Source organism: Vibrio sp. 1CM2L (assembly GCF_023161695.1).
GTDB lineage: Bacteria > Pseudomonadota > Gammaproteobacteria > Enterobacterales > Vibrionaceae > Vibrio > Vibrio coralliirubri.
Genome location: NZ_JALNTT010000007.1, coordinates 1 through 21,697, shown reverse-complemented (window position 1 = coordinate 21,697; position 21,697 = coordinate 1). Strand labels below are relative to the sequence as shown.

Here is a 21,697-nt window from a genome sequence, read left to right as displayed (position 1 = left end):
ACTTGTGGAGGGTTTTTTTTAGCTTTTGACCACCTATAGGCCAAATACTATCACAGGCAAATTAGTGCTCTAGCATCTGCTCCGTCACACCATCTTTCATCACGTCATCAACGGTTTTCTCAATCAACTGTCTCGCAATGGTTCCAACAGGAGCAACATCAGGTAGGCTTGTTACGTCAAACCATTGAGCATCCGATAGCTCGCTGTAGTCAGGCTTAAGCGTACCACCAGCATAATCTGCGAGAAAGCCCATCATCATACTCGATGGAAACGCCCATGGCTGGCTGCCAAAATAACGAATATTATCGACATCGATACCCGTTTCTTCTTTGACTTCTCTTGCCACACACTGCTCTAAGGTTTCTCCGACCTCTAGGAAGCCCGCTATCACGGTATACATGCCTGTTTTATGTCTTGGGTGCTGCGCAAGCAATATCTTGTTGTCGTTTCGTACAGCGACAATGATGCACGGGAATATACGAGGGTAATGAAGTGTGCGGCAATCTCCACACTGCATCGCCACCTGGTTATGATTGAGATGATTTCGACCACCACACTGAGGGCAAAAACGCATACTTTGAGTCATATGCCCATATTGGATGGCTTTGCTTGCAGTCAAGAAACTCGCTTCAGGCCAGTGCAGTAACTCTCTTAGGCTGATCATGCTCAGCTCATTCTCCACATCACAATCGTTGAGCCAATACACCTTGCGACCTTGATGCTGACCAATACAGATTGCATGCTCCACACTCAGCCCTAGCTCTTCAGCAGAGCCAAACGGAAACTGATCATTATTAACCCAAATATCACTACCAGACACGACGCACCAATAAGCTTGCTCTGTCATTTTGTTATCACTTTTTTTTAACATCCCTATGCCTCATTGCTTGCAGTTCGTTCATTTTACTGGCAATCTAATTTCATACTAGAGTTGTAGCAGAGAATATTTCAAGCTATTACTTTTAGTAGCTACCAATAAAACGGACCCTGCTTAGGCAATTACTTGATCACAAGGTTGTGATCAGATCATGAGGACATGGTCATGCTAAATAAATTCAAACAAATACAAGAACAATGGGGTGGCTCTAATGAGGTCATCGATCATTGGCTCGAAACTCGACAGTCTCTAATCGTTGAGTATTGTAAGCTTGCCGCTCTGCAGCCTTCATCGTCGAAAGCAACTGCAATCACCGAACTGCCTTCTCCAGAAGAGCTCCAAAAATTCAGCCAACATCTTGTTGATTACATCTCCGAAGGTCATTTCAAAATCTATGACATGGTGATGGACAAATGGCAGTCTACTGGCTTCAAAGCAACAGACGAAATCAACCAATCTTATGGTCATATCGTTCTTACTACCGATCCACTGCTCAACTTCACCGATAAATACGCTGCCATTGAAGCGACCGATACATTAGAAAGCTTTGATAGTGAGCTATCACTCGTTGGTGAGATTCTTGAGGCGAGGTTTGCGGTTGAAGACCAGCTGATACAACAAATTGCCGACAGCCTAGCGGTTCCACCAGGAGCGTAATGACTTAACATCTTCTAAGCTTGCCTCTGTGCAAGCTTTTTGTTTTGTCTGTAGCGTTACCAAAAGCATCCAACTCTTCTAGCAGAGCCTATTGGTTCGTCCCTACTCTGATGTTTTGCGATAACCAGACGTAACACTTGTCACCAGTTTCATCCTCACGACATTTCTGTAAACACCCAAAACTGCCTTCGAGAAAGTACTCTCAACTAAGTCCACCAGCCAAGCAATCAAGCAATCAAGCAATCAAGCAATCAAGCAATCCTATCAGATTCTGAACGATAGGCCTCTCGTTAAACACCAATACGCCAGATACAAAAAAGGCACCCGAAGGTGCCTTTTTCTTATCTCTTAGAGACTACTCGTAGAGCTTACTCTTCTGAAGAGAAACCAGCGTTTAGAAGTGCTGCTAGATTGTCAGTAGCTTGTTCAGCTGAAGGACCTTCTTGCTCTTCTTCACGTTGCTTTTGACGCTCTTGGTGGTATGCGAAACCAGTACCAGCTGGGATCAGACGACCAACAATTACGTTCTCTTTCAGACCGCGAAGGTCATCACGCTTACCAGAAACCGCAGCTTCTGTTAGTACGCGAGTCGTTTCTTGGAACGATGCAGCTGAGATGAATGACTCAGTTGCAAGAGATGCTTTAGTAATACCTAGTAGGTCACGTTCGAAACGTACTAGTTCTTTACCTTCAGCTTCTAGCTTACGGTTAGCAATCTTAACATTGTGGTACTCAACTTGTTCGCCAGGTAGGAACGGAGAGTCACCAGAATGAGTGATTGTACACTTACGTAGCATTTGACGAACGATAGTCTCGATGTGCTTATCGTTAATCTTTACGCCTTGTAAGCGGTAAACTTCTTGAACTTCGTTCGCGATGTACTGAGTTACTGCGTGGATACCACGTAGACGCAGGATATCGTGTGGAGTTTCAGGACCGTCGGCGATTACATCACCACGTTCAATCTTCTCACCTTCGAACACGTTCAATTGACGATGCTTAGGAATCATCTCTTCGTAAGCGTCACCGCCTTCACGAGTGATTACTAGACGACGCTTACCTTTCGTTTCTTTACCGAAAGACACAGTACCTGTGTGCTCAGCAAGGATCGCAGGCTCTTTAGGCTTACGAGCTTCGAATAGGTCAGCTACGCGTGGTAGACCACCGGTGATATCTTTGTTTCCGCTCGATTTTTGAGGGATACGAGATAGTGTGTCACCGATGCCAACTTCAGCGCCATCTTCAATGTTTACAATCGCTTTGCCAGGTAGGAAGTAGTGAGCTGGCATATCAGTACCAGGGATCATTACGTCGTTACCTTGCTCATCAACAAGTTTGATAGCTGGACGCATATCTTTACCTGCTGCTGGGCGAGCTGCTGCGTCTGTAACTTCACTTGAAGAAAGACCCGTTAGATCGTCAGTTTGACGAGAAACTGTAATACCATCGATCATATCTACGAATTGGATACGACCTGCCACTTCAGTGATGATTGGCATGGTATGCGCTTCCCAGTTAGCTACAACTTCACCAGCAGTAACTGCTGCGTTGTCGCCTTTGGTTAGCATCGAACCGTAAGGAAGTTTGTGCTTCTCTTTAGTACGGCCGAATTCATCAATAATCGTCATCTCAGATGCACGAGAAGTGATAACCAGTTTCTTATCTTTGTTAACTACGAACTTAGCATTGTGAAGTTTCACAGTACCAGTTGTCTTAGCTTGGATGCTGTTCTCTGCTGCTGCAGTAGATGCCGCACCACCGATGTGGAACGTACGCATCGTTAGCTGTGTACCCGGTTCACCGATAGATTGTGCAGCGATAACACCAACAGCTTCACCTTGGTTCACTAGGTGACCACGTGCTAGGTCACGACCGTAACACTGTGCACAACAACCGAAGTCTGCATCACAGGTAACAACAGAGCGCACTTTCATGCTATCTACTGAGTTGTCTTCCATGATTTGACACCACTTCTCATCAATCAGAGTATTACGTGGAATCAGTACATCTTCAGTACCAGGCTTAAGAACATCTTCAGCTACTACACGACCTAGAGCAAGCTCAGAAAGTGCAACTTTAACGTCACCACCTTCGATGTGAGGCATCATGTCGATACCTTCATGCGTGCCACAGTCATGTTCGTGTACTACAACGTCTTGAGCAACGTCTACTAGACGACGAGTTAGGTAACCCGAGTTTGCTGTTTTCAGTGCTGTATCCGCAAGACCCTTACGAGCACCGTGCGTTGAGATAAAGTACTGAAGGACGTTTAGACCTTCTTTAAAGTTCGCTGTGATCGGCGTTTCGATGATTGAACCATCTGGACGCGCCATCAGACCACGCATACCTGCTAGCTGACGAATCTGAGCTGCAGAACCACGTGCGCCCGAGTCGGCCATCATGTAGATGCTGTTGAACGATTCTTGCTGTTCTTCTTCGCCGTCACGGTTGATAACTGTTTCAGAAGATAGGTTATCCATCATTGCTTTCGCAACGCGGTCATTCGTAGATGCCCAGATATCGATAACTTTGTTGTAACGCTCACCCGCAGTAACAAGACCAGATTGGAATTGCTCTTGGATTTCGCGAACTTCTTCTTCAGCAGATTCAATTTCATCGTATTTCGCTTGAGGTACAACCATATCGTCGATACCTACAGAAACACCAGAAAGTGCAGCGTATGCAAAACCTGCGTACATGATTTGGTCAGCAAATACTACTGTATCTTTTAGACCAAGCTTACGGTAACACTCGTTAAGAAGAGTAGAGATCTGCTTCTTACCTAACTTTTGGTTAACGATGCTGTACGGTAGGCCAGCTGGAACGATTTGCCATAGCATTGCACGGCCGACAGTTGTATCAACCATCTTCGTTTCAGTAGTGCTGTTACCATCTTCGTCTACTACAGTTTCGGTGATACGTACTTTAACGCGAGCGTGTAGCTCAGCAGTCTTAGTACGGTATGCCTTTTCAGCCTCAGCAGGGCCAGCAAGGTACATACCTTCGCCTTTCACGTTGATCTTGTCACGTGTCATGTAGTAAAGACCCAATACAACGTCCTGAGAAGGTACGATGATCGGATCACCTGACGCTGGCGACAGAATGTTATTCGTCGACATCATCAGTGTACGTGCTTCAAGCTGTGCTTCTAGAGTTAGAGGCACGTGTACCGCCATTTGGTCACCATCGAAGTCGGCGTTGTATGCCGCACACACTAGTGGGTGAAGCTGAATCGCTTTACCTTCGATTAGTACTGGTTCAAACGCTTGGATACCTAGACGGTGAAGTGTAGGTGCACGGTTAAGCAGTACTGGGTGTTCGCGGATTACTTCGTCAAGGATATCCCAAACGATAGCTTCTTCGCGCTCTACCATCTTCTTAGCAGCTTTGATTGTCGTAGCCATGCCACGAGTTTCTAGCTTGCTGTAAATGAACGGCTTAAATAGCTCAAGTGCCATCTTCTTAGGAAGACCACACTGATGTAGACGAAGGTATGGACCTACTGTGATTACAGAACGGCCAGAGTAGTCTACACGTTTACCTAGAAGGTTCTGACGGAAACGACCTTGTTTACCCTTGATCATATCAGCAAGAGATTTCAGAGGACGCTTGTTAGAACCAGTGATAGCACGACCACGACGACCGTTATCTAGAAGTGCATCAACAGACTCTTGCAGCATACGCTTTTCGTTACGTACGATGATGTCCGGAGCAGCTAGCTCTAGAAGACGCTTCAAACGGTTGTTACGGTTGATCACACGACGGTAAAGGTCGTTCAGATCTGAAGTCGCAAAACGACCGCCATCTAGTGGTACTAGAGGACGTAGATCTGGCGGCAGAACCGGAAGTACAGTCAGAATCATCCATTGCGGATCGTTACCCGATGCAATGAACGCTTCAACTAGCTTCAGGCGCTTAGTAACTTTTTTACGCTTAGTTTCTGAGTTAGTTGTTTCTAACTCTTCGCGCATTTCTTCCACTTCTTGATGAAGGTCCATTGTTGCAAGCAGATCTTTGATCGCTTCAGCACCCATCTTAGCAGTGAATTCGTCACCCCACTCTTCTAGACGATCCAGATACTCTTCTTCAGTAAGCATCTGAGATTTTTCTAGATCAGTCATACCTGGTTCAGTTACTACGTACATCTCGAAGTAAAGAACACGTTCGATATCACGTAGAGGGATATCCATTAGCAGACCGATACGAGACGGCAGTGATTTTAGGAACCAGATGTGAGCAACTGGTGAAGCTAGCTCGATGTGGCCCATGCGGTCACGACGAACTTTAGTTTGTGTAACTTCAACGCCACACTTCTCACAGATAACACCACGGTGCTTCAGGCGCTTGTATTTGCCACAAAGACATTCGTAGTCTTTAACTGGACCAAAAATACGTGCACAGAACAGACCATCACGTTCAGGTTTGAACGTACGATAGTTAATTGTTTCCGGCTTTTTAACTTCACCAAAAGACCATGAACGGATCATGTCTGGTGAAGATAGACCGATTTTGATTGCATCAAATTCTTCGGTCTTATGCTGTGCTTTTAGAAAGTTTAATAAGTCTTTCACATTCAGCTCCTGTAAGGAGTTAAAGGAGCTCACTGCTGTAGCAAGCTCCCTTTTACCAAATAATCCTATCTTCTTTTAAAAAGAGGAGGGATTACTCTTCGTCTTCTAGCTCGATGTTGATACCTAGCGAGCGAATCTCTTTCAACAGTACGTTGAACGACTCAGGCATACCAGGTTCCATGCTATGGTTACCGTCTACGATGTTCTTATACATCTTAGTACGGCCGTTAACGTCATCTGACTTAACTGTTAGCATTTCTTGTAGAGTATATGCAGCACCGTATGCTTCTAGTGCCCATACTTCCATCTCACCGAAACGCTGACCACCGAACTGAGCTTTACCACCAAGTGGTTGCTGAGTTACTAGGCTGTAAGAACCAGTTGAACGAGCATGCATCTTGTCATCAACCAAGTGGTTCAGTTTCAGCATGTACATGTAACCAACAGTTACAGGACGCTCAAACGAATCACCAGTACGACCATCAAACAGTTTAAGCTGACCAGATTCTGGCAGATCACCCAGTTTAAGTAGTTCTTTGATTAGAGACTCAGAAGCACCGTCGAACACAGGAGTAGCAATCGGTAGACCGCCACGTAGGTTCTTGATCAGTGTACGAACTTGATCATCAGACAGTTCAGCAATATCAACTTTCTGACGAGTATCACCAAGATCGTAAACCTTCTGTAGGAACTCACGGAACTTATGCAGTTCTTGTTGTTCCTTAACCATTTGGTTGATCTTGTCACCGATACCTTTCGCAGCCAAACCTAGGTGAACTTCTAGGATCTGACCGATGTTCATACGCGATGGTACACCCAGCGGGTTAAGTACGATGTCTACAGGCTGACCTTTCTCATCGTATGGCATGTCTTCAACAGGGTTAATCTTAGAGATTACACCTTTGTTACCGTGACGACCGGCCATCTTATCACCAGGCTGGATACGACGTTTAACCGCTAGGTAAACTTTAACAATCTTAAGAACGCCAGGCGCTAGATCATCACCTTGAGTGATTTTACGACGCTTAGTTTCAAACTTCTTATCGAAGTCTGCTTTTAGCTCATCCCACTGCTCAGCAAGTTGCTCAAGCTGTGTTTGTAGCGCATCGTCTTCTAGAACTTGCTCTAGCCATTGCTTACGACCGATAGTATCAAGCTTAGCTTCAGAGTAACCACCAGACAGAAGTACAGCTTTAACACGGTTAAGAAGGCCACCCTCAAGAATTTGGAACTCTTCAGTTAGGTCTTTCTTAGCTTCTTTAAGCTGCATCTGTTCGATTTCAAGTGCACGCTTGTCTTTCTCTACGCCATCGCGAGTGAAGACTTGTACATCGATGATAGTACCCGAAACAGAGTTTGGTACACGTAGAGAAGTATCTTTAACATCAGATGCTTTCTCACCGAAGATAGCACGTAGTAGCTTCTCTTCAGGAGTCAGTTGAGTTTCACCTTTAGGGGTTACTTTACCAACTAGGATGTCGCCACCCTTAACTTCAGCACCAATGTAAACGATACCTGACTCGTCTAGTTTAGACAGAGCAGACTCACCTACGTTTGGAATATCAGCTGTGATCTCTTCAGAACCCAGCTTAGTATCACGAGCCACACAAGATAGTTCTTGAATGTGGATTGTCGTGAAACGGTCTTCTTGAACTACGCGCTCGGATACTAAGATCGAGTCTTCGAAGTTGTAACCGTTCCAAGGCATGAATGCGATACGCATGTTTTGGCCAAGAGCTAGTTCACCAAGGTCTGTTGAAGGACCATCAGCAAGAACATCGCCACGTGCAACTGGTTCACCAGGAAGTACAGTTGGACGTTGGTTAATACATGTGTTTTGGTTCGAACGCGTGTACTTAGTTAGGTTGTAGATATCGATACCAGCTTCGCCAGGTACCAATTCATCTTCGTTAACCTTAACTACGATACGAGAAGCGTCTACAGACTGAACTTGACCACCACGTTTAGCAACCGCTGTAACACCAGAGTCAACTGCGATGTTACGTTCGATACCAGTACCGACTAGAGGCTTATCAGCCTTAAGTGTTGGTACAGCTTGACGTTGCATGTTGGCACCCATCAATGCACGGTTCGCATCATCGTGTTCTAGGAACGGGATAAGCGAAGCAGCGATAGATACTACTTGGTTTGTCGCAACGTCCATGTAGTCAACGTGATCGCGTGGGTGAAGACCAGATTCACCTTTTTGACGAGCTGTGATTAGCTCATCTGCAAACGTACCTTCTTCAGTAAGAATGGTGTTTGCTTGCGCGATTACGAATTGACCTTCCTGGATTGCAGACAGGTAATCAACTTCTTCTGTTACTACACCATCTACTACGCGACGGTACGGAGTTTCTAGGAAACCGTAATCGTTACAACGTGCAAACGCAGATAGCGAGTTAATTAGACCGATGTTTGGACCTTCAGGCGTTTCGATCGGACATAGACGACCGTAGTGAGTTACGTGAACGTCACGTACTTCGAAGCCTGCGCGCTCACGAGTAAGACCACCAGGACCTAAAGCAGAGATACGACGTTTGTGCGTAACTTCTGACAATGGGTTGTTTTGGTCCATGAACTGTGAAAGCTGTGAAGAGCCAAAGAATTCTTTAACTGCAGCAGAGATCGGCTTAGCGTTGATAAGATCTTGAGGCATGATTGCATCAAGGTCACCAAGGCTTAGGCGCTCTTTAACGGCACGTTCTACACGAACTAGACCAACACGGAATTGGTTTTCTGCCATTTCACCTACAGAACGGATACGACGGTTGCCAAGGTGGTCGATATCGTCCACTTCACCAATACCGTTACGGATACCAATCAGTTTCTTCATCACTTCGATGATGTCTGATTCATCCAGAGTACCGCGCTCTTCTTCTTCTTCACGCTCGATAGAGCTGTTGAACTTCATACGGCCTACAGTTGATAGGTCGTAACGTTCTTCAGAGAAGAATAGGCTCTCGAATAGAGACTCTGCAGCTTCTTTCGTTGGTGGCTCGCCAGGACGCATCATGCGGTAGATTTCTACCAATGCAGAGATGCGATCTACTGTGCTATCAGCACGTAGAGTGTCTGACATGAATGGACCGTGATCTAGGTCATTCGTGAACAGAGTTTGTAGAGCCTTGTGACCTGCTTGAGACAGGTTAGCAAGTGCTTCTAGGCTAATCTCTTGGTTCGCGCCAACGATGATCTCGCCAGTTGCTTCATTGATGTAATCTTTAGATGCAACTTTACCAACGATGTACTCTACTGGTACTTCGATGTGCTCAACGCCATCTTTTTCAAGTTGACGGATATGACGAGCAGTAACACGACGACCAGTCTCAACGTAAGTTTTGCCGTTTGCTTCGATGTCGAATGACGCAGTTTCACCACGTAGACGATCAGGAACCAACTCCATAAGAAGAGTTTGGTCTTTAACTTCGAAGTTCACTTTGTCGAAGAACAGATCTAGGATCTCTTCAGTCGATTTACCAAGTGCACGAAGAATAATCGATGCTGGTAGCTTACGACGACGGTCGATACGTACGAATAAGTTATCCTTAGGATCGAACTCAAAGTCTAACCATGAGCCACGGTAAGGAATTACACGTGCGTTATAAAGAACTTTACCTGATGAGTGGGTCTTACCCTTATCACTGTCGAAGAACACGCCTGGGCTTCGGTGCAGCTGGGATACGATAACCCTCTCGGTACCATTAATTACGAAAGTACCATTGTCTGTCATAAGCGGAATTTCGCCCATGTAGACTTCTTGTTCTTTAATGTCTTTTACAGTACCTGCTGGTGCATCTCGATCAAAGATAACTAGACGTAGTTTTACGCGTAGTGGCTTTGAGTAAGTAACACCGCGGATTTGACATTCTTTAACGTCAAAAACTGGCTCACCAAGACGGTAGCTAACGTATTGCAGCTCAGAATTGCCGTTGTAGCTCTGAATTGGAAATACAGAACGGAAAGCAGCTTCAAGACCGTATTGACCTTCTGGATCCTGTTCGATGAATTTGTCGAAAGAATCAAGCTGGATCGATAACAGGTATGGAATGTCCAAAACTTGTGGACGAGTACCAAAATCCTTACGGATGCGCTTTTTCTCGGTATAAGAGTAAACCATGGGGTTCCTCAGCTCGCTGATAAGTGACCCAAACCACCCAAAACACTCTTCAAGAGGGGGCGGTGACAAACAGCTGTTTACTGTAGTGAACAATCATTTCGAAAAAATGACTGTTTTTTTGCTCGGATTATGACGGTTAAACAGCGGAAAATTCGTCATAGCCCTACAGCGCAAAAAGGCCGGTGGTTAATAAACCACCAGCCATTAGCCTTGCGGCTAAGAAATTAAGTAATAATTACTTGATTTCAACAGAAGCGCCAGCTTCTTCTAGCTGTGCTTTAAGAGCTTCAGCTTCAGCTTTGTCAACGCCTTCTTTAAGCGCTGCAGGAGCTGAGTCTACAAGACCTTTAGCTTCTTTAAGACCTAGGCCAGTTGCGCCACGTACAGCTTTGATAACTTGTACTTTGTTAGCGCCAGCAGCAGTTAGGATAACGTCGAATTCAGTTTGCTCAGCAGCAGCGTCGCCGCCAGCTGCGCCGCCAGCTACAACAGCAGCAGCTGCAGTAACGCCGAATTTCTCTTCCATAGCTTCGATAAGCTCAACAACTTGCATTACAGACATTTCTGCAACTGCGTCTAGGATTTGCTCGTTAGTAATAGACATAACAATTCTCTTTTAAGTCAACAATAAGTTTAAATAGCAACCAGTGAAAAGCAAGGCTTATGCCGCAGCTTCTTCTTTTTGGTCGCGAACAGCAGCGATAGTACGAACCAGCTTGCCAGCAGAAGCTTCTTTCATGCACATCATTAGGCGTGCGATAGCTTCGTCGTAAGTTGGTAGTGTCGCTAGTACTTCAGCATCAGTAACTGCGCCTTCAAATGCAGCAGCTTTGATCTCGAAATCTTTATTCTCTTTAGCGAAGTCTTTGAAAAGACGCGCTGCAGCACCTGGGTGCTCATTAGAGAATGCGATCAGAGTTGGACCAGTGAAAGTGTCTACTAGACACTCGTAGTCTGTACCCTGAACCGCACGGCGTGCTAGTGTGTTACGAACAACTTTCATGTAAACACCCGCTTCGCGAGCTTGTTTACGTAGAGAAGTCATTGCGCCAACTTCAACGCCACGAGAATCAGCTACAACTGCAGAAAGTGCACCACTGGCAGCTTCGTTGACTTCAGCAACAATTGCTTTTTTGTCTTGAAGATTTAAAGCCATTTGGATTAACCTCTGGTTGTGATTACAGCACTCAATACAAAATGTAATGAGCGTTTACGATGTTATTTAAAAATGAATAAATTCATTTCAAACCACAACATCGCCTACGTAGGTTTTATTAAGCTATCAATAATCTAATGAAAATCGACAGCGCCTACGGTCTTGGGATAGATGATTTCAAATTGCTTTAAAACCACCCAACCACAAATATTAGGCGCAGAAGTATACACTAAATCTGCGCCTAAGCAAATTAGTTTGCTTGAGTGTCAAGACTAGCTTGATCAACAGCAACACCAGCACCCATCGTAGTAGAGATGCTTACTTTCTTCAGGTAAGAACCCTTAGCTGAAGAAGGCTTAGCTTTCTTAAGAGCAACTAGAAGAGCTTCTAGGTTCTCTTGAAGCTGGCTAGCTTCGAAAGATGCTTTACCGATAGTAGTGTGGATGATGCCGTTCTTGTCGTTACGGTAACGAACCTGACCAGCTTTAGCGTTCTTAACCGCTTCAGCAACGTTAGGAGTTACAGTACCAACTTTAGGGTTTGGCATAAGGCCGCGTGGACCTAGGATTGTACCTAGTTGACCAACAACACGCATTGCATCTGGAGAAGCAACAACTACGTCGAAGTTCATTTCGCCTTTTTTCACTTGCTCAGCAAGATCTTCCATACCAACGATATCTGCGCCAGCAGCTTTAGCAGCTTCTGCGTTTGCACCTTGAGTGAAAACAGCAACGCGGATGTCACGGCCAGTACCGTGAGGTAGCACTGTTGCGCCACGAACGTTTTGGTCAGATTTACGAGCATCGATGCCTAGGTTAACAGCAACATCTACAGACTCAACGAATTTAGCAGTCGCTAGTTCTTTAAGAAGAGCAACAGCTTCGCTGATTTCGTATTCTTTAGTTGAGTCAACTTTGTCGCGGATTACGCGCATACGCTTAGTAAGTTTAGCCATGATCTTATCCCTCTACCACTAGGCCCATTGAACGAGCAGTACCAGCAATAGAACGTTTCATTGCTTCGATGTCAGCACCAGTCATATCAGCAGCTTTAGTTTCTGCGATTTCCTGAACTTGAGCGTCAGTAACAGTACCAACTTTCTCAGTGTTTGGACGACCTGAACCAGACTTAACGCCAGCAGCTTTCTTAAGAAGAACAGCAGCAGGTGGAGTCTTAGTTACGAACGTGAAAGAACGGTCGTTGTAAACAGTAATAACTACTGGAGTAGGTAGACCTTTCTCAACAGATTCTGTTTTTGCGTTGAACGCTTTACAGAATTCCATGATGTTCACGCCGTGTTGACCTAGAGCAGGACCAACCGGTGGACTTGGGTTTGCCATACCAGCTGCAACTTGCAGTTTGATATAAGCTTCAACTTTCTTAGCCATGATATTTCCTAATATTTTGGGTACATGCGCTAGCCGCAAGGCGAGCTCCCCATAAATTCAATTAACTCTTTTTTACTTCCACAGAAGCAAAAAGGCGCGAAATTATAATCATAATTCGCGCCTTTAACAACCCTAAAAAGGTGGTTTTTTATACTCTTTTATTTTGAACAACTTATGAAGTATTTATCCACAGCTTATTCAAAACTTAGAGTTTTAGTCCAGTTTTTCAACCTGACCAAATTCAAGCTCAACCGGTGTTGCACGACCAAAGATCGATACAGATACCTTAATGCGGCTTTTCTCGTAATCTACTTCTTCAACAGTACCGTTGAAGTCAGCAAATGGACCATCGTTCACACGAACCACTTCGCCCGCTTCGAACATTGTCTTAGGACGTGGAGACTCGCTCGCTTTCTCTAGACGGTTCAAGATAGCATCAGCTTCTTTATCAGTGATTGGTGCAGGACGATCAGAGGTACCACCAATGAAGCCCATAACACGCGGAATGCTGCGTACTAAGTGCCATGATTCATCATTCATGATCATTTGAACTAATACGTAGCCAGGGAAGAATTTACGTTCACTTTTACGGCGTTGACCTGCACGCATTTCCACTACTTCTTCAGTAGGTACTAGCACATCGCCAAATAGTTCTTCCATGTTGTGCATTTTAATATGCTCGCGTAGCGACTGTGCAACACGACCTTCAAAGCCAGAAAAGGCTTGAACTACATACCAACGTTTTTTTGGAGCTTCACTCATGAATCAGAACCCTCTACACCCCAGTTGCTAGAGAAACTAGACGGACCATAATGCCGTCAATTCCCCAAAGCACTAGAGACATAACAATACATACAGCTAAAACGATCAATGTAGTTTGCATAGTTTCTTGGCGAGTAGGCCAAACAACTTTACGAATCTCCATACGAGATTCTTTTGCAAAATCGATCGCAGCTTTACCTTTAGTTGTTGTTGCTGCAACGCCTAGTGCGGCAGCAATCAGCACAACTACACCTGCAGCGCGAATTACAACAGACAATTCACCATACAGGTAATTACCCACAACAGCAGCAGCCAACAGAACAAAAGCGACAATCCACTTCATTGTATCTGCTGCACCTGAGCTATCAGGAGTTTCAGCGTTTGCTTTCATAAAACCAACCTGTGATAAGTCTTAAATATAGACGACAATAACCCCGCTGTTGCAGGGCACATTCCTTTGCGTTGCAAAACAACACATCTAACAGTCATTTTAGTCAAAAAGACCGTTTAATTCTTTGCTAAGAGCAAAAATCGATGTCAAAACATCCAACTCTTTTTTTAGCGCAGAAAAAGGGCATCAAATGATGCCCTTTTTACTAGTGGTTCGTCAAATCTTATGCAAAGATTTTAGCTACAACACCAGCACCAACTGTACGGCCACCTTCGCGGATTGCGAAACGTAGACCTTCGTCCATTGCGATTGGAGCGATTAGCTCAACAGTCATTTGAACGTTGTCACCTGGCATTACCATTTCTACGCCTTCAGGTAGAGTGATATCGCCTGTTACGTCAGTTGTACGGAAGTAGAACTGTGGACGGTAACCTTTGAAGAAAGGAGTGTGACGGCCGCCTTCGTCTTTAGAAAGTACGTATACTTCAGACTCAAACTTAGTGTGTGGGTTGATAGAACCTTTCGCAGAAAGTACTTGACCACGTTCAACGTCATCACGCTTAGTACCACGTAGAAGTGCACCAACGTTCTCACCTGCACGACCTTCGTCAAGCAGTTTACGGAACATTTCAACACCAGTACAAGTAGTAAGAGTCGTCTCTTTGATACCAACGATTTCTACTTCGTCACCTACACGTAGGATACCGCGCTCGATACGACCAGTTACAACAGTACCACGACCTTGGATTGAGAATACATCTTCAATTGGTAGTAGGAACGGTTGGTCAACTGCACGCTCTGGCTCAGGAATGTAAGAATCTAGTGCTTCTGCAAGCTCAACGATCTTGTCTTCCCACTGCTTCTCGCCGTTTAGTGCGCCAAGTGCAGAACCTTGGATAACTGGTAGGTCATCACCTGGGAAGTCGTATTCAGAAAGAAGTTCACGAACTTCCATCTCAACTAGCTCAAGTAGCTCTTCGTCATCAACCATGTCACATTTGTTCATGAATACGATGATGTAAGGGATACCAACTTGACGACCAAGTAGGATGTGCTCACGAGTTTGAGGCATAGGGCCGTCAGTCGCAGCAACAACTAGGATACCGCCGTCCATTTGTGCAGCACCAGTGATCATGTTTTTAACATAATCCGCGTGTCCTGGACAGTCTACGTGTGCGTAGTGACGTGCTGGAGTATCGTACTCAACGTGAGAAGTTGCGATTGTGATACCGCGCTCACGCTCTTCTGGAGCGTTATCGATAGATGCGAAATCTTTAGCAACACCACCGTACACTTTTGCAAGTGTAGTACAGATAGCAGCAGTTAGAGTTGTTTTACCGTGGTCAACGTGGCCGATAGTACCAACGTTTACGTGCGGTTTCGTACGTTCAAATTTTTCTTTAGACATGGGGTGTCCCTCTAGGTACGGATTAGGTGGCTTAAAATAAGACCACGCAACCAAAAAAAATGGTTTTCTTTATTAAAGGAGAAGAAGCTTTAGACTGGTGCTAATACCCAGAGTCGAACTGGGGACCTCACCCTTACCAAGGGTGCGCTCTACCGACTGAGCTATATCAGCACACAAAATGAGTTGGAGCGTGCAGCGGGAATCGAACCCGCATCATCAGCTTGGAAGGCTGAGGTAATAGCCATTATACGATGCACGCAACACGTAACTCTGTTTGAGCTATTTAACCTTTAGAATATGGTGGAGAGGGACGGATTCGAACCATCGAAGGCAGTGCCAACAGATTTACAGTCTGCTCCCTTTGGCCACTCGGGAACCTCTCCAAATTTTGAGCTTTCTCTCGCTTGCTTTAAAGGAAGGGAGAAAGTGGTGCCGACTACCGGAATCGAACTGGTGACCTACTGATTACAAGTCAGTTGCTCTACCTACTGAGCTAAGTCGGCACAAGTGGGGCGCATTTTATTGAATGATTTTCCACCTTGCAATAGCAAATTGAAAAAAAGTGCAAAATTCTCTGAGCAAACTCCTACATACGGCTATTTAGCTCAAGGTTTACGTCTTTAACCCGCATCTAGTACAGGAAGATATTTTATTTATCTATCGCTTGATGTATTTTCCATGCACTTGTTTTGTTATCCACTATAGAGTTTTGTATGAGCCCATTTATGTCATTTGACCGCGAACGTTGGTCTGAGCTAAGGAATTTAGTTCCGATGACACTTTCTGAGAGCGACTTAAAAGAGCTTCAAGGCATCAATGAAAAGCTCACAATGGAAGAGGCAGTAGAGATCTATCTACCGCTATCTCGTCTATTGAACCTCTATGTGGCAGCCCGACAGAATAGAAACTCGGTACTCCACCAATTTCTAGATAAGAAAGAGAAAGCGCCACCTTTTATCATCGGTATTGCGGGTAGCGTAGCCGTTGGCAAAAGTACCACTGCGCGTCTGCTTAAAGCCCTACTCTCTCGCTGGGAAAACCACCCAAAAGTTGAACTAGTGACAACCGATGGCTTTTTATATCCAAACGAGGTGTTAGAAGAGAAAGGGTTGATGAGCAAAAAGGGCTTTCCGGAGTCTTACGATATCAAGCGTTTAGTGAACTTTGTTTCGGATGTAAAAGCTTGCAAGAGAAATGTCACAGCCCCTGTTTACTCGCATCTTACGTACAACATTACCGATGACGTTAAGTGCGTCGATCTACCAGATGTGCTTATTATTGAAGGGCTTAATGTCTTGCAAACCGGAATGAATTATCCACACGAGCCACATCGCGTGTTTATTTCAGATTTCCTTGATTTCTCACTCTATGTTGACGCCGATAGCCAACAAATCAAAGAATGGTACGTCAATCGCTTTATGAAATTCCGAGATGGCGCGTTTACTAAGCCTGGCTCTTACTTTAGTCATTACACTAAATTATCGAACCAAGCCGCATTGGACAAAGCAGAAGGTATCTGGAGTTCAATTAATGGCTTGAACCTAGAACAGAATATCCTTCCGACACGAGAAAGGGCTCACTTGATTCTACGTAAAGGCGCAGATCATATGGTTGAAGAAGTGTTACTAAGAAAATAGTAACGCCTTAGTCGCCTTTTCTTAGCGATATCTCGCCACCAATATAGCTCTCGACACCATTCTCAGTTTTGAGCAATACAGCGCCTTGTTCATCGATGCCTTGAACAACACCTTCAATTTCTCTAGGTCCAATGATCAGCCTAACATTGCGACCTAAGAAATTATCCAAGCGGTTCCAACGCTCTACAAAATTGGACATTCCTTTCAACTCATAGTCGACAAGTGACTTATCCCAAGCATTGATCAGAGCCTGCGCTAACTGGTTACGGTCTGGCACCTTCCCATCACACACTTCTTTAAGGGAAGTCCATGGCTGGCCAATACCTGATGTTGTTGGATCCATGGATAAGTTTAGCCCTAAACCAATCACAATATGCGCAGCGCCACCAGACTGTCCTGACAGCTCGACCAAGATACCTGCAAGCTTCTTATCATTGTGGTAGAGGTCGTTCGGCCATTTGAGCTTTACACCTTCAACACCCATCTCTTCCAAGGCTTCAACAACAGCAACACCAACAACAAGGCTTAACCCCATAGCGGCAGCCATCCCGGCGTCGAGTCTCCAATACATTGAAAGATATAGGTTTGCACCGAATGGCGACACCCACTCTCGTCCACGACGCCCACGGCCCGCTGCTTGATATTCCGCAATACAGACAGAACCCGATTCGAGGGTGTTATTACGCTCTAATAGGTGTTGGTTTGTAGAACCTATAATGGGAATCAGTTCAAGAGAAGCATCGCGACTAACTGCAGACAAATTTTCTTGGTCAAGCATATCTAAACGACTGGCTAGCTTGTAACCCTTGCCTTGTAATCGATAGATATCTAAACCCCACTCTTGAATACCCTTAATGTGCTTACTGATAGCCGCTCGTGACACACCAATCATTTCACCTAGGTCTTCACCTGAATGAAACTCACCGTCAGCAAGGCATCTCAATAGTGCAAGCTTGGTACTGTGTTCTCTCATGCCAATGACTCCAAAGCCTTGTCTAGGTTTGTCTCGCAGTCTCGTCCCATAAAGCGCACTTCATGTTCCAATCGAATATCGAATTTATTCAAGACGGACTGGCGCACTCGCTCTGCAAGCTTAAGGATATCCACAGCAGAAGCCTCATCATAATTGATGATAACCAATGCTTGGTTGGGGTGAACCTGAGCGCCACCTTCTGTCACACCCTTGAACTGGCATTGATCAATCAGCCAGCCAGCAGCAACTTTGATCATGTCATTACTCTCATAGCCGACAATATTTGGATATAGAGCTAACAAGCGATCAAAATGATCTTTGGTGATCACAGGGTTTTTGAAGAAACTACCCGCATTCCCTTGTACTCTAGGGTCTGGTAGCTTACTTGAACGGATAGCACACACTTCATCAAATATAGTGCGAGGAGAGAGCGTATCGGCTGCTAGGCTTTTTAACGGGCCATAGTGATTGCATGGCTCCCACTCTTTCGGCAACGTTAAACCAATCGCAACAACAATCGCTTTACCGTAGAGAGCGTGTTTGAAGATAGAATCTCGGTAACCAAAGAGACACTCTTCTTTGCTTAATCGCTTAACTGTATAAGTATCCAGACACAGAATATCGACATACTCGCATACATCTTGCAGCTCAACACCATACGCACCAATATTCTGAATCGGAGCAGAGCCTGAACAACCGGGTATCATTGCTAGGTTTTCTATACCACCCAACCCCTTATCCACACTCCACTCAACCAAGCTTGGCCAATCCTCGCCACCACTTACATGCAGTAGGTGATGACTGTCCGTCTCGGCCAGCTCAATCCCGGCTAATTTATTCACAATGACCAGGCCAGCGAAGTGCTCCGTAAAAAGCATATTACTGCCCTTACCCAGTATCAACTTAGGCAAAGCTGACCATTTAGGGTCTTTGTAAAGCGAAATCAGTTCTTCGGTAGTGGTGACTTCAACCAACGCATCACACGTCTGATCGATGGAAAAAGTATGAACATTTTTTAAACTAGCATTGAGATGGAATTGCATGGCGATATTCAATTAACTTACACTGCGGTCATTCTACAGCAGATAAACCAATGGCGCAGTGACTGAATGAACAATGTCATCATTACTCAATTAGACCCAGTAAAGGTTCCCCTAGTTAAACGTTTCTATAAAGAACACTACCCAACGGGAAAAGCGAATAAGAGTGAACTGATCTACTCGTTATTACTGGATAACGAGCTGTGCGGTGTCGTGCGTTTTCGTACAATAGAAAATAGTCGCTTACTTACCGGTATGGCTATATCAAAACAACATCGTGGTCAGCAATTAGGCTCCCAGCTTATGGATTATTGTGCGCAACATACGCTTACGGAAGACGATTACTGCTTTGCGTACGCTCATCTCACCAATTTTTACGCGCGACACAAATTCGTACAAGTAGACCCTAAAAATCTACCAAATGGTTTAAGAGTTTTATACCAGCGCTATTCGAATAGCGGAAAAGATCTCATTCCTATGCATTATCAGCAAATTTGTTAGAGAATGCCTCGATTATCTAGTATTTGGTGCTATCCCTTTGGTAAAATTAAAGGTTCGCAATTTTGCATATTTTTAAGGTAAAACAGTCAATATGATTGCCAGTAGGAATCCATTCATACAGTTGCCAACCATAGCGCAGAATCCTGACAAGTTTGAAGTACTACTATCAGCGCAAGAGTTTCGAACTCGCCTACTTGATGAGATATCTCGCGCAACGACTCGTATTAGTTTAGTCGCTTTGTACCTTGAAGATGATGAGGCTGGCCGTGAGATCCTAACTGCCTTATATGAAGCAAAGCAAAAGAACCCAGAATTAAACGTGAGCGTTTGTGTCGATTGGCACCGAGCGCAGCGTGGATTGATTGGTGCAGAGTCTTCTGAAGGCAATGCAGCCATGTATAAAGAGTTTGCAGAAAAATATCAGCATTCTGTGCCTGTCTATGGCATTCCAGTTCGCGGCAAAGAAGTCTTTGGCGTATTGCACTTAAAAGGCTTTATCGTCGATGACAGCGTGATATACAGCGGTGCAAGCCTTAACAATATCTACCTGAATTACCATGACCGCTATCGCTTTGATCGTTACCACGTTTTAAACAACGCGGCGCTTGCTGACTCAATGTTTGCCTACGTACACGAACAGATGATTGCGGACAGCGCTGTTTATGACCTGGCTGATAAGAACAAGCCTGCAACCAAAGAACTGAAACCAGCGATTCGTCAGTTTCGAGCATCATTGGCAAGGTCTCAGTATCAATTCGATGGTCAAGAGGTTTCAGCAGACCAAGTTGCTGTAACACCATTGGTTGGTATCGGTAAAAGACGTAACCGTCTGAACCAGGGAATCAATCAACTCGTCGCTCAAGCTAAAGATGAAATCTTCATCTGCACACCTTACTTCAACTTCCCACCTAGCCTAGCTAAAGAAGTGAAGAAAGCACTTAAGCGTGGTGTAAAGGTCAGCATTGTTGTTGGCGATAAGACAGCAAATGATTTCTTTATCTCGCCAGAAGAAGAGTTTAAAACGATTGGTGGTCTGCCATACCTGTACGAACTGAACTTACGCCGTTTCGCTAAAGCCAATGAAGCTCATATTGCTAGCCGTAATCTATCAATTCGACTTTGGCAACACGATGCCAATAGCTTCCACCTAAAGGGCATATGGGTAGATAAGCGCTACATGCTACTAACAGGTAATAACCTAAACCCTCGCGCCTGGAAGCTGGATCTAGAGAACGGTATCTTCATCCAAGATAACTACCATCACCTAACAGACAAGTTCCAGGCTGAAGTGGATAACATCCTTCAACACACTCAGCTTATCTGTACTTATAAGCAGTTAGACAAGGTAGAGAGCTACCCGATGGAAGTTCAGAAGTTGATTCGTAAGATCACTCGTGTGAAAGCCGACAGAGTCCTTAAACAAATACTTTAGTCGATGTATTAGAAATACTATTTATCAACGCCTAGCAAACGCTAGGCGTTTTTGTATCTACGAGATAGCGAGATAGCGAGATAGCGAGATAGCGAGATAGCGAGATAGCGAGATAGCGAGATAGCGAGATAGCGAGATAGGTTTGCTTGATGGTCATTTCAAGTCAACATCTCTATTTATCCACAGTGAGTGTGATAGCTTGGAGTGTTAAACACCCTACCTTTTCCTTAGTCAGTCTAAGAGTTTCAGATACGTGTATCTGGTATGGTTTAGAGAGCAGTTAAACGAGTCCCAATACGAACATAATCAACAATTATCCTATACGTACCAAAAGCAATAATGTTCATCATTCCCTAAAGCAAAGTGCGAGCGTAATGGGGAATCTCACATAGTAAAGCCCTCAGGTTGATGCTCTGCTCTATTTTAGCTCAACTACCAGAGTTAGAAGTAACCGCTTATATTCCCAAGAAGCACCTCCTGACGGCCAGAGAGACATCTCATAGATAGTGATAAGAATCTGTAGCCAATATCCCAAACACATACGCCAGAAACGACGAAAGCCTAGTCGTCAGACTAGGCTTTCTAATATGTGCCGGAATAGCATGAAGAGCAGGGGCTCAGTGCCTTTACAGCACTCATCCAATCTAAAAGCAAAACACTTTTCTTCAAATGTAAAAAAGCCCTGCTATTGCTAGCAGGGCTTCTCTAATAAGTGGCGGAGTGGACGGGACTCGAACCCGCGACCCCCGGCGTGACAGGCCGGTATTCTAACCAACTGAACTAC

16 protein-coding genes and 4 tRNA genes are annotated in these 21,697 nt (G+C 44.9%); 4 read left to right on the top strand and 16 right to left on the bottom strand.

From position 1 onward, the window contains the following. Positions 1-61: 61 nt before the first annotated feature. Positions 62-871 (bottom strand): NAD(+) diphosphatase, encoded by an 810-nt coding sequence (nudC, locus tag MSG34_RS19375; protein WP_248339118.1) that lies wholly within the window; start codon positions 869-871, stop codon positions 62-64. Positions 872-1,036: 165 nt separating this feature from the next. On the opposite strand from nudC, the gene MSG34_RS19370 reads away from it, so the two are divergent. Continuing rightward, the gene (locus MSG34_RS19370) at positions 1,037-1,534 is read left to right on the top strand and encodes an Rsd/AlgQ family anti-sigma factor (protein WP_048605474.1); all 498 of its coding nucleotides are present in this window, start codon (positions 1,037-1,039) and stop codon (positions 1,532-1,534) included. Between the two features lie 368 nt (positions 1,535-1,902). On the opposite strand, the gene rpoC is transcribed toward MSG34_RS19370, so the two are convergent. The 13 genes from rpoC to MSG34_RS19305 form a co-directional block, all read right to left on the bottom strand. Then, complete coding sequence (gene rpoC, locus MSG34_RS19365) at positions 1,903-6,105, bottom strand: DNA-directed RNA polymerase subunit beta' (protein ID WP_017060527.1); 4,203 nt, start codon at positions 6,103-6,105, stop codon at positions 1,903-1,905. Positions 6,106-6,196: 91 nt separating this feature from the next. Next, positions 6,197-10,225, bottom strand: a complete 4,029-nt coding sequence (rpoB, locus tag MSG34_RS19360) for a DNA-directed RNA polymerase subunit beta (RefSeq protein ID WP_017060526.1) — start codon at positions 10,223-10,225, stop codon at positions 6,197-6,199. A 235-nt stretch (positions 10,226-10,460) separates the two neighbouring features. Continuing rightward, positions 10,461-10,829, bottom strand: a complete 369-nt coding sequence (gene rplL / locus MSG34_RS19355) for a 50S ribosomal protein L7/L12 (protein ID WP_017631516.1) — start codon at positions 10,827-10,829, stop codon at positions 10,461-10,463. Positions 10,830-10,886: 57 nt separating this feature from the next. Further along, positions 10,887-11,381 (bottom strand): 50S ribosomal protein L10, encoded by a 495-nt coding sequence (rplJ, locus tag MSG34_RS19350; RefSeq protein WP_010435550.1) that lies wholly within the window; start codon positions 11,379-11,381, stop codon positions 10,887-10,889. A gap of 250 nt (positions 11,382-11,631) precedes the next feature. Next, positions 11,632-12,336 carry a 50S ribosomal protein L1 gene (rplA, locus tag MSG34_RS19345; RefSeq protein WP_017060523.1) on the bottom strand — a complete coding sequence of 235 codons (705 nt, stop codon included), beginning with the start codon at positions 12,334-12,336 and terminating at the stop codon, positions 11,632-11,634. 4 nt (positions 12,337-12,340) lie between these two features. Next, positions 12,341-12,769, bottom strand: a complete 429-nt coding sequence (gene rplK, locus MSG34_RS19340) for a 50S ribosomal protein L11 (protein WP_010435555.1) — start codon at positions 12,767-12,769, stop codon at positions 12,341-12,343. 213 nt (positions 12,770-12,982) lie between these two features. After that, the gene (nusG, locus tag MSG34_RS19335; RefSeq protein WP_010435556.1) at positions 12,983-13,531 is read right to left on the bottom strand and encodes a transcription termination/antitermination protein NusG; all 549 of its coding nucleotides are present in this window, start codon (positions 13,529-13,531) and stop codon (positions 12,983-12,985) included. A gap of 13 nt (positions 13,532-13,544) precedes the next feature. Further along, positions 13,545-13,922, bottom strand: a complete 378-nt coding sequence (gene secE / locus MSG34_RS19330; RefSeq protein ID WP_010435558.1) for a preprotein translocase subunit SecE — start codon at positions 13,920-13,922, stop codon at positions 13,545-13,547. A gap of 223 nt (positions 13,923-14,145) precedes the next feature. Continuing rightward, complete coding sequence (tuf, locus tag MSG34_RS19325) at positions 14,146-15,330, bottom strand: elongation factor Tu (protein ID WP_010435158.1); 1,185 nt, start codon at positions 15,328-15,330, stop codon at positions 14,146-14,148. Positions 15,331-15,425: 95 nt separating this feature from the next. After that, positions 15,426-15,501 (bottom strand) — tRNA-Thr (locus tag MSG34_RS19320). Positions 15,502-15,514: 13 nt separating this feature from the next. Then, a tRNA-Gly gene (locus MSG34_RS19315) sits at positions 15,515-15,589 on the bottom strand. Positions 15,590-15,628: 39 nt separating this feature from the next. Continuing rightward, positions 15,629-15,713 (bottom strand) — tRNA-Tyr (locus MSG34_RS19310). A 44-nt stretch (positions 15,714-15,757) separates the two neighbouring features. Further along, a tRNA-Thr gene (locus MSG34_RS19305) sits at positions 15,758-15,833 on the bottom strand. A gap of 210 nt (positions 15,834-16,043) precedes the next feature. Here MSG34_RS19305 and coaA point away from each other — a divergent pair. Continuing rightward, the gene (coaA, locus tag MSG34_RS19300) at positions 16,044-16,967 is read left to right on the top strand and encodes a type I pantothenate kinase (protein ID WP_017066910.1); all 924 of its coding nucleotides are present in this window, start codon (positions 16,044-16,046) and stop codon (positions 16,965-16,967) included. Positions 16,968-16,974: 7 nt separating this feature from the next. Here the strand turns inward: coaA and birA are convergent, their stop codons facing one another. Continuing rightward, positions 16,975-17,940, bottom strand: a complete 966-nt coding sequence (gene birA / locus MSG34_RS19295; protein WP_248339116.1) for a bifunctional biotin--[acetyl-CoA-carboxylase] ligase/biotin operon repressor BirA — start codon at positions 17,938-17,940, stop codon at positions 16,975-16,977. Further along, positions 17,937-18,983, bottom strand: coding sequence for a UDP-N-acetylmuramate dehydrogenase (murB, locus tag MSG34_RS19290; protein ID WP_248339115.1), 1,047 nt, complete (start codon positions 18,981-18,983; stop codon positions 17,937-17,939). The genes birA and murB overlap by 4 nt, the downstream gene beginning before the upstream one ends. 66 nt (positions 18,984-19,049) lie before the next feature. On the opposite strand from murB, the gene MSG34_RS19285 reads away from it, so the two are divergent. Together MSG34_RS19285 and pssA are read left to right on the top strand one after the other, a co-directional pair. Further along, entirely contained in the window at positions 19,050-19,481 is a 432-nt protein-coding gene (locus MSG34_RS19285; protein ID WP_052880291.1) for a GNAT family N-acetyltransferase, read from the top strand. A gap of 91 nt (positions 19,482-19,572) precedes the next feature. Then, on the top strand, positions 19,573-20,913 hold the full coding sequence (pssA, locus tag MSG34_RS19280) for a CDP-diacylglycerol--serine O-phosphatidyltransferase (protein ID WP_248339114.1): 1,341 nt from the start codon (positions 19,573-19,575) through the stop codon (positions 20,911-20,913). Positions 20,914-21,697: the final 784 nt, after the last annotated feature.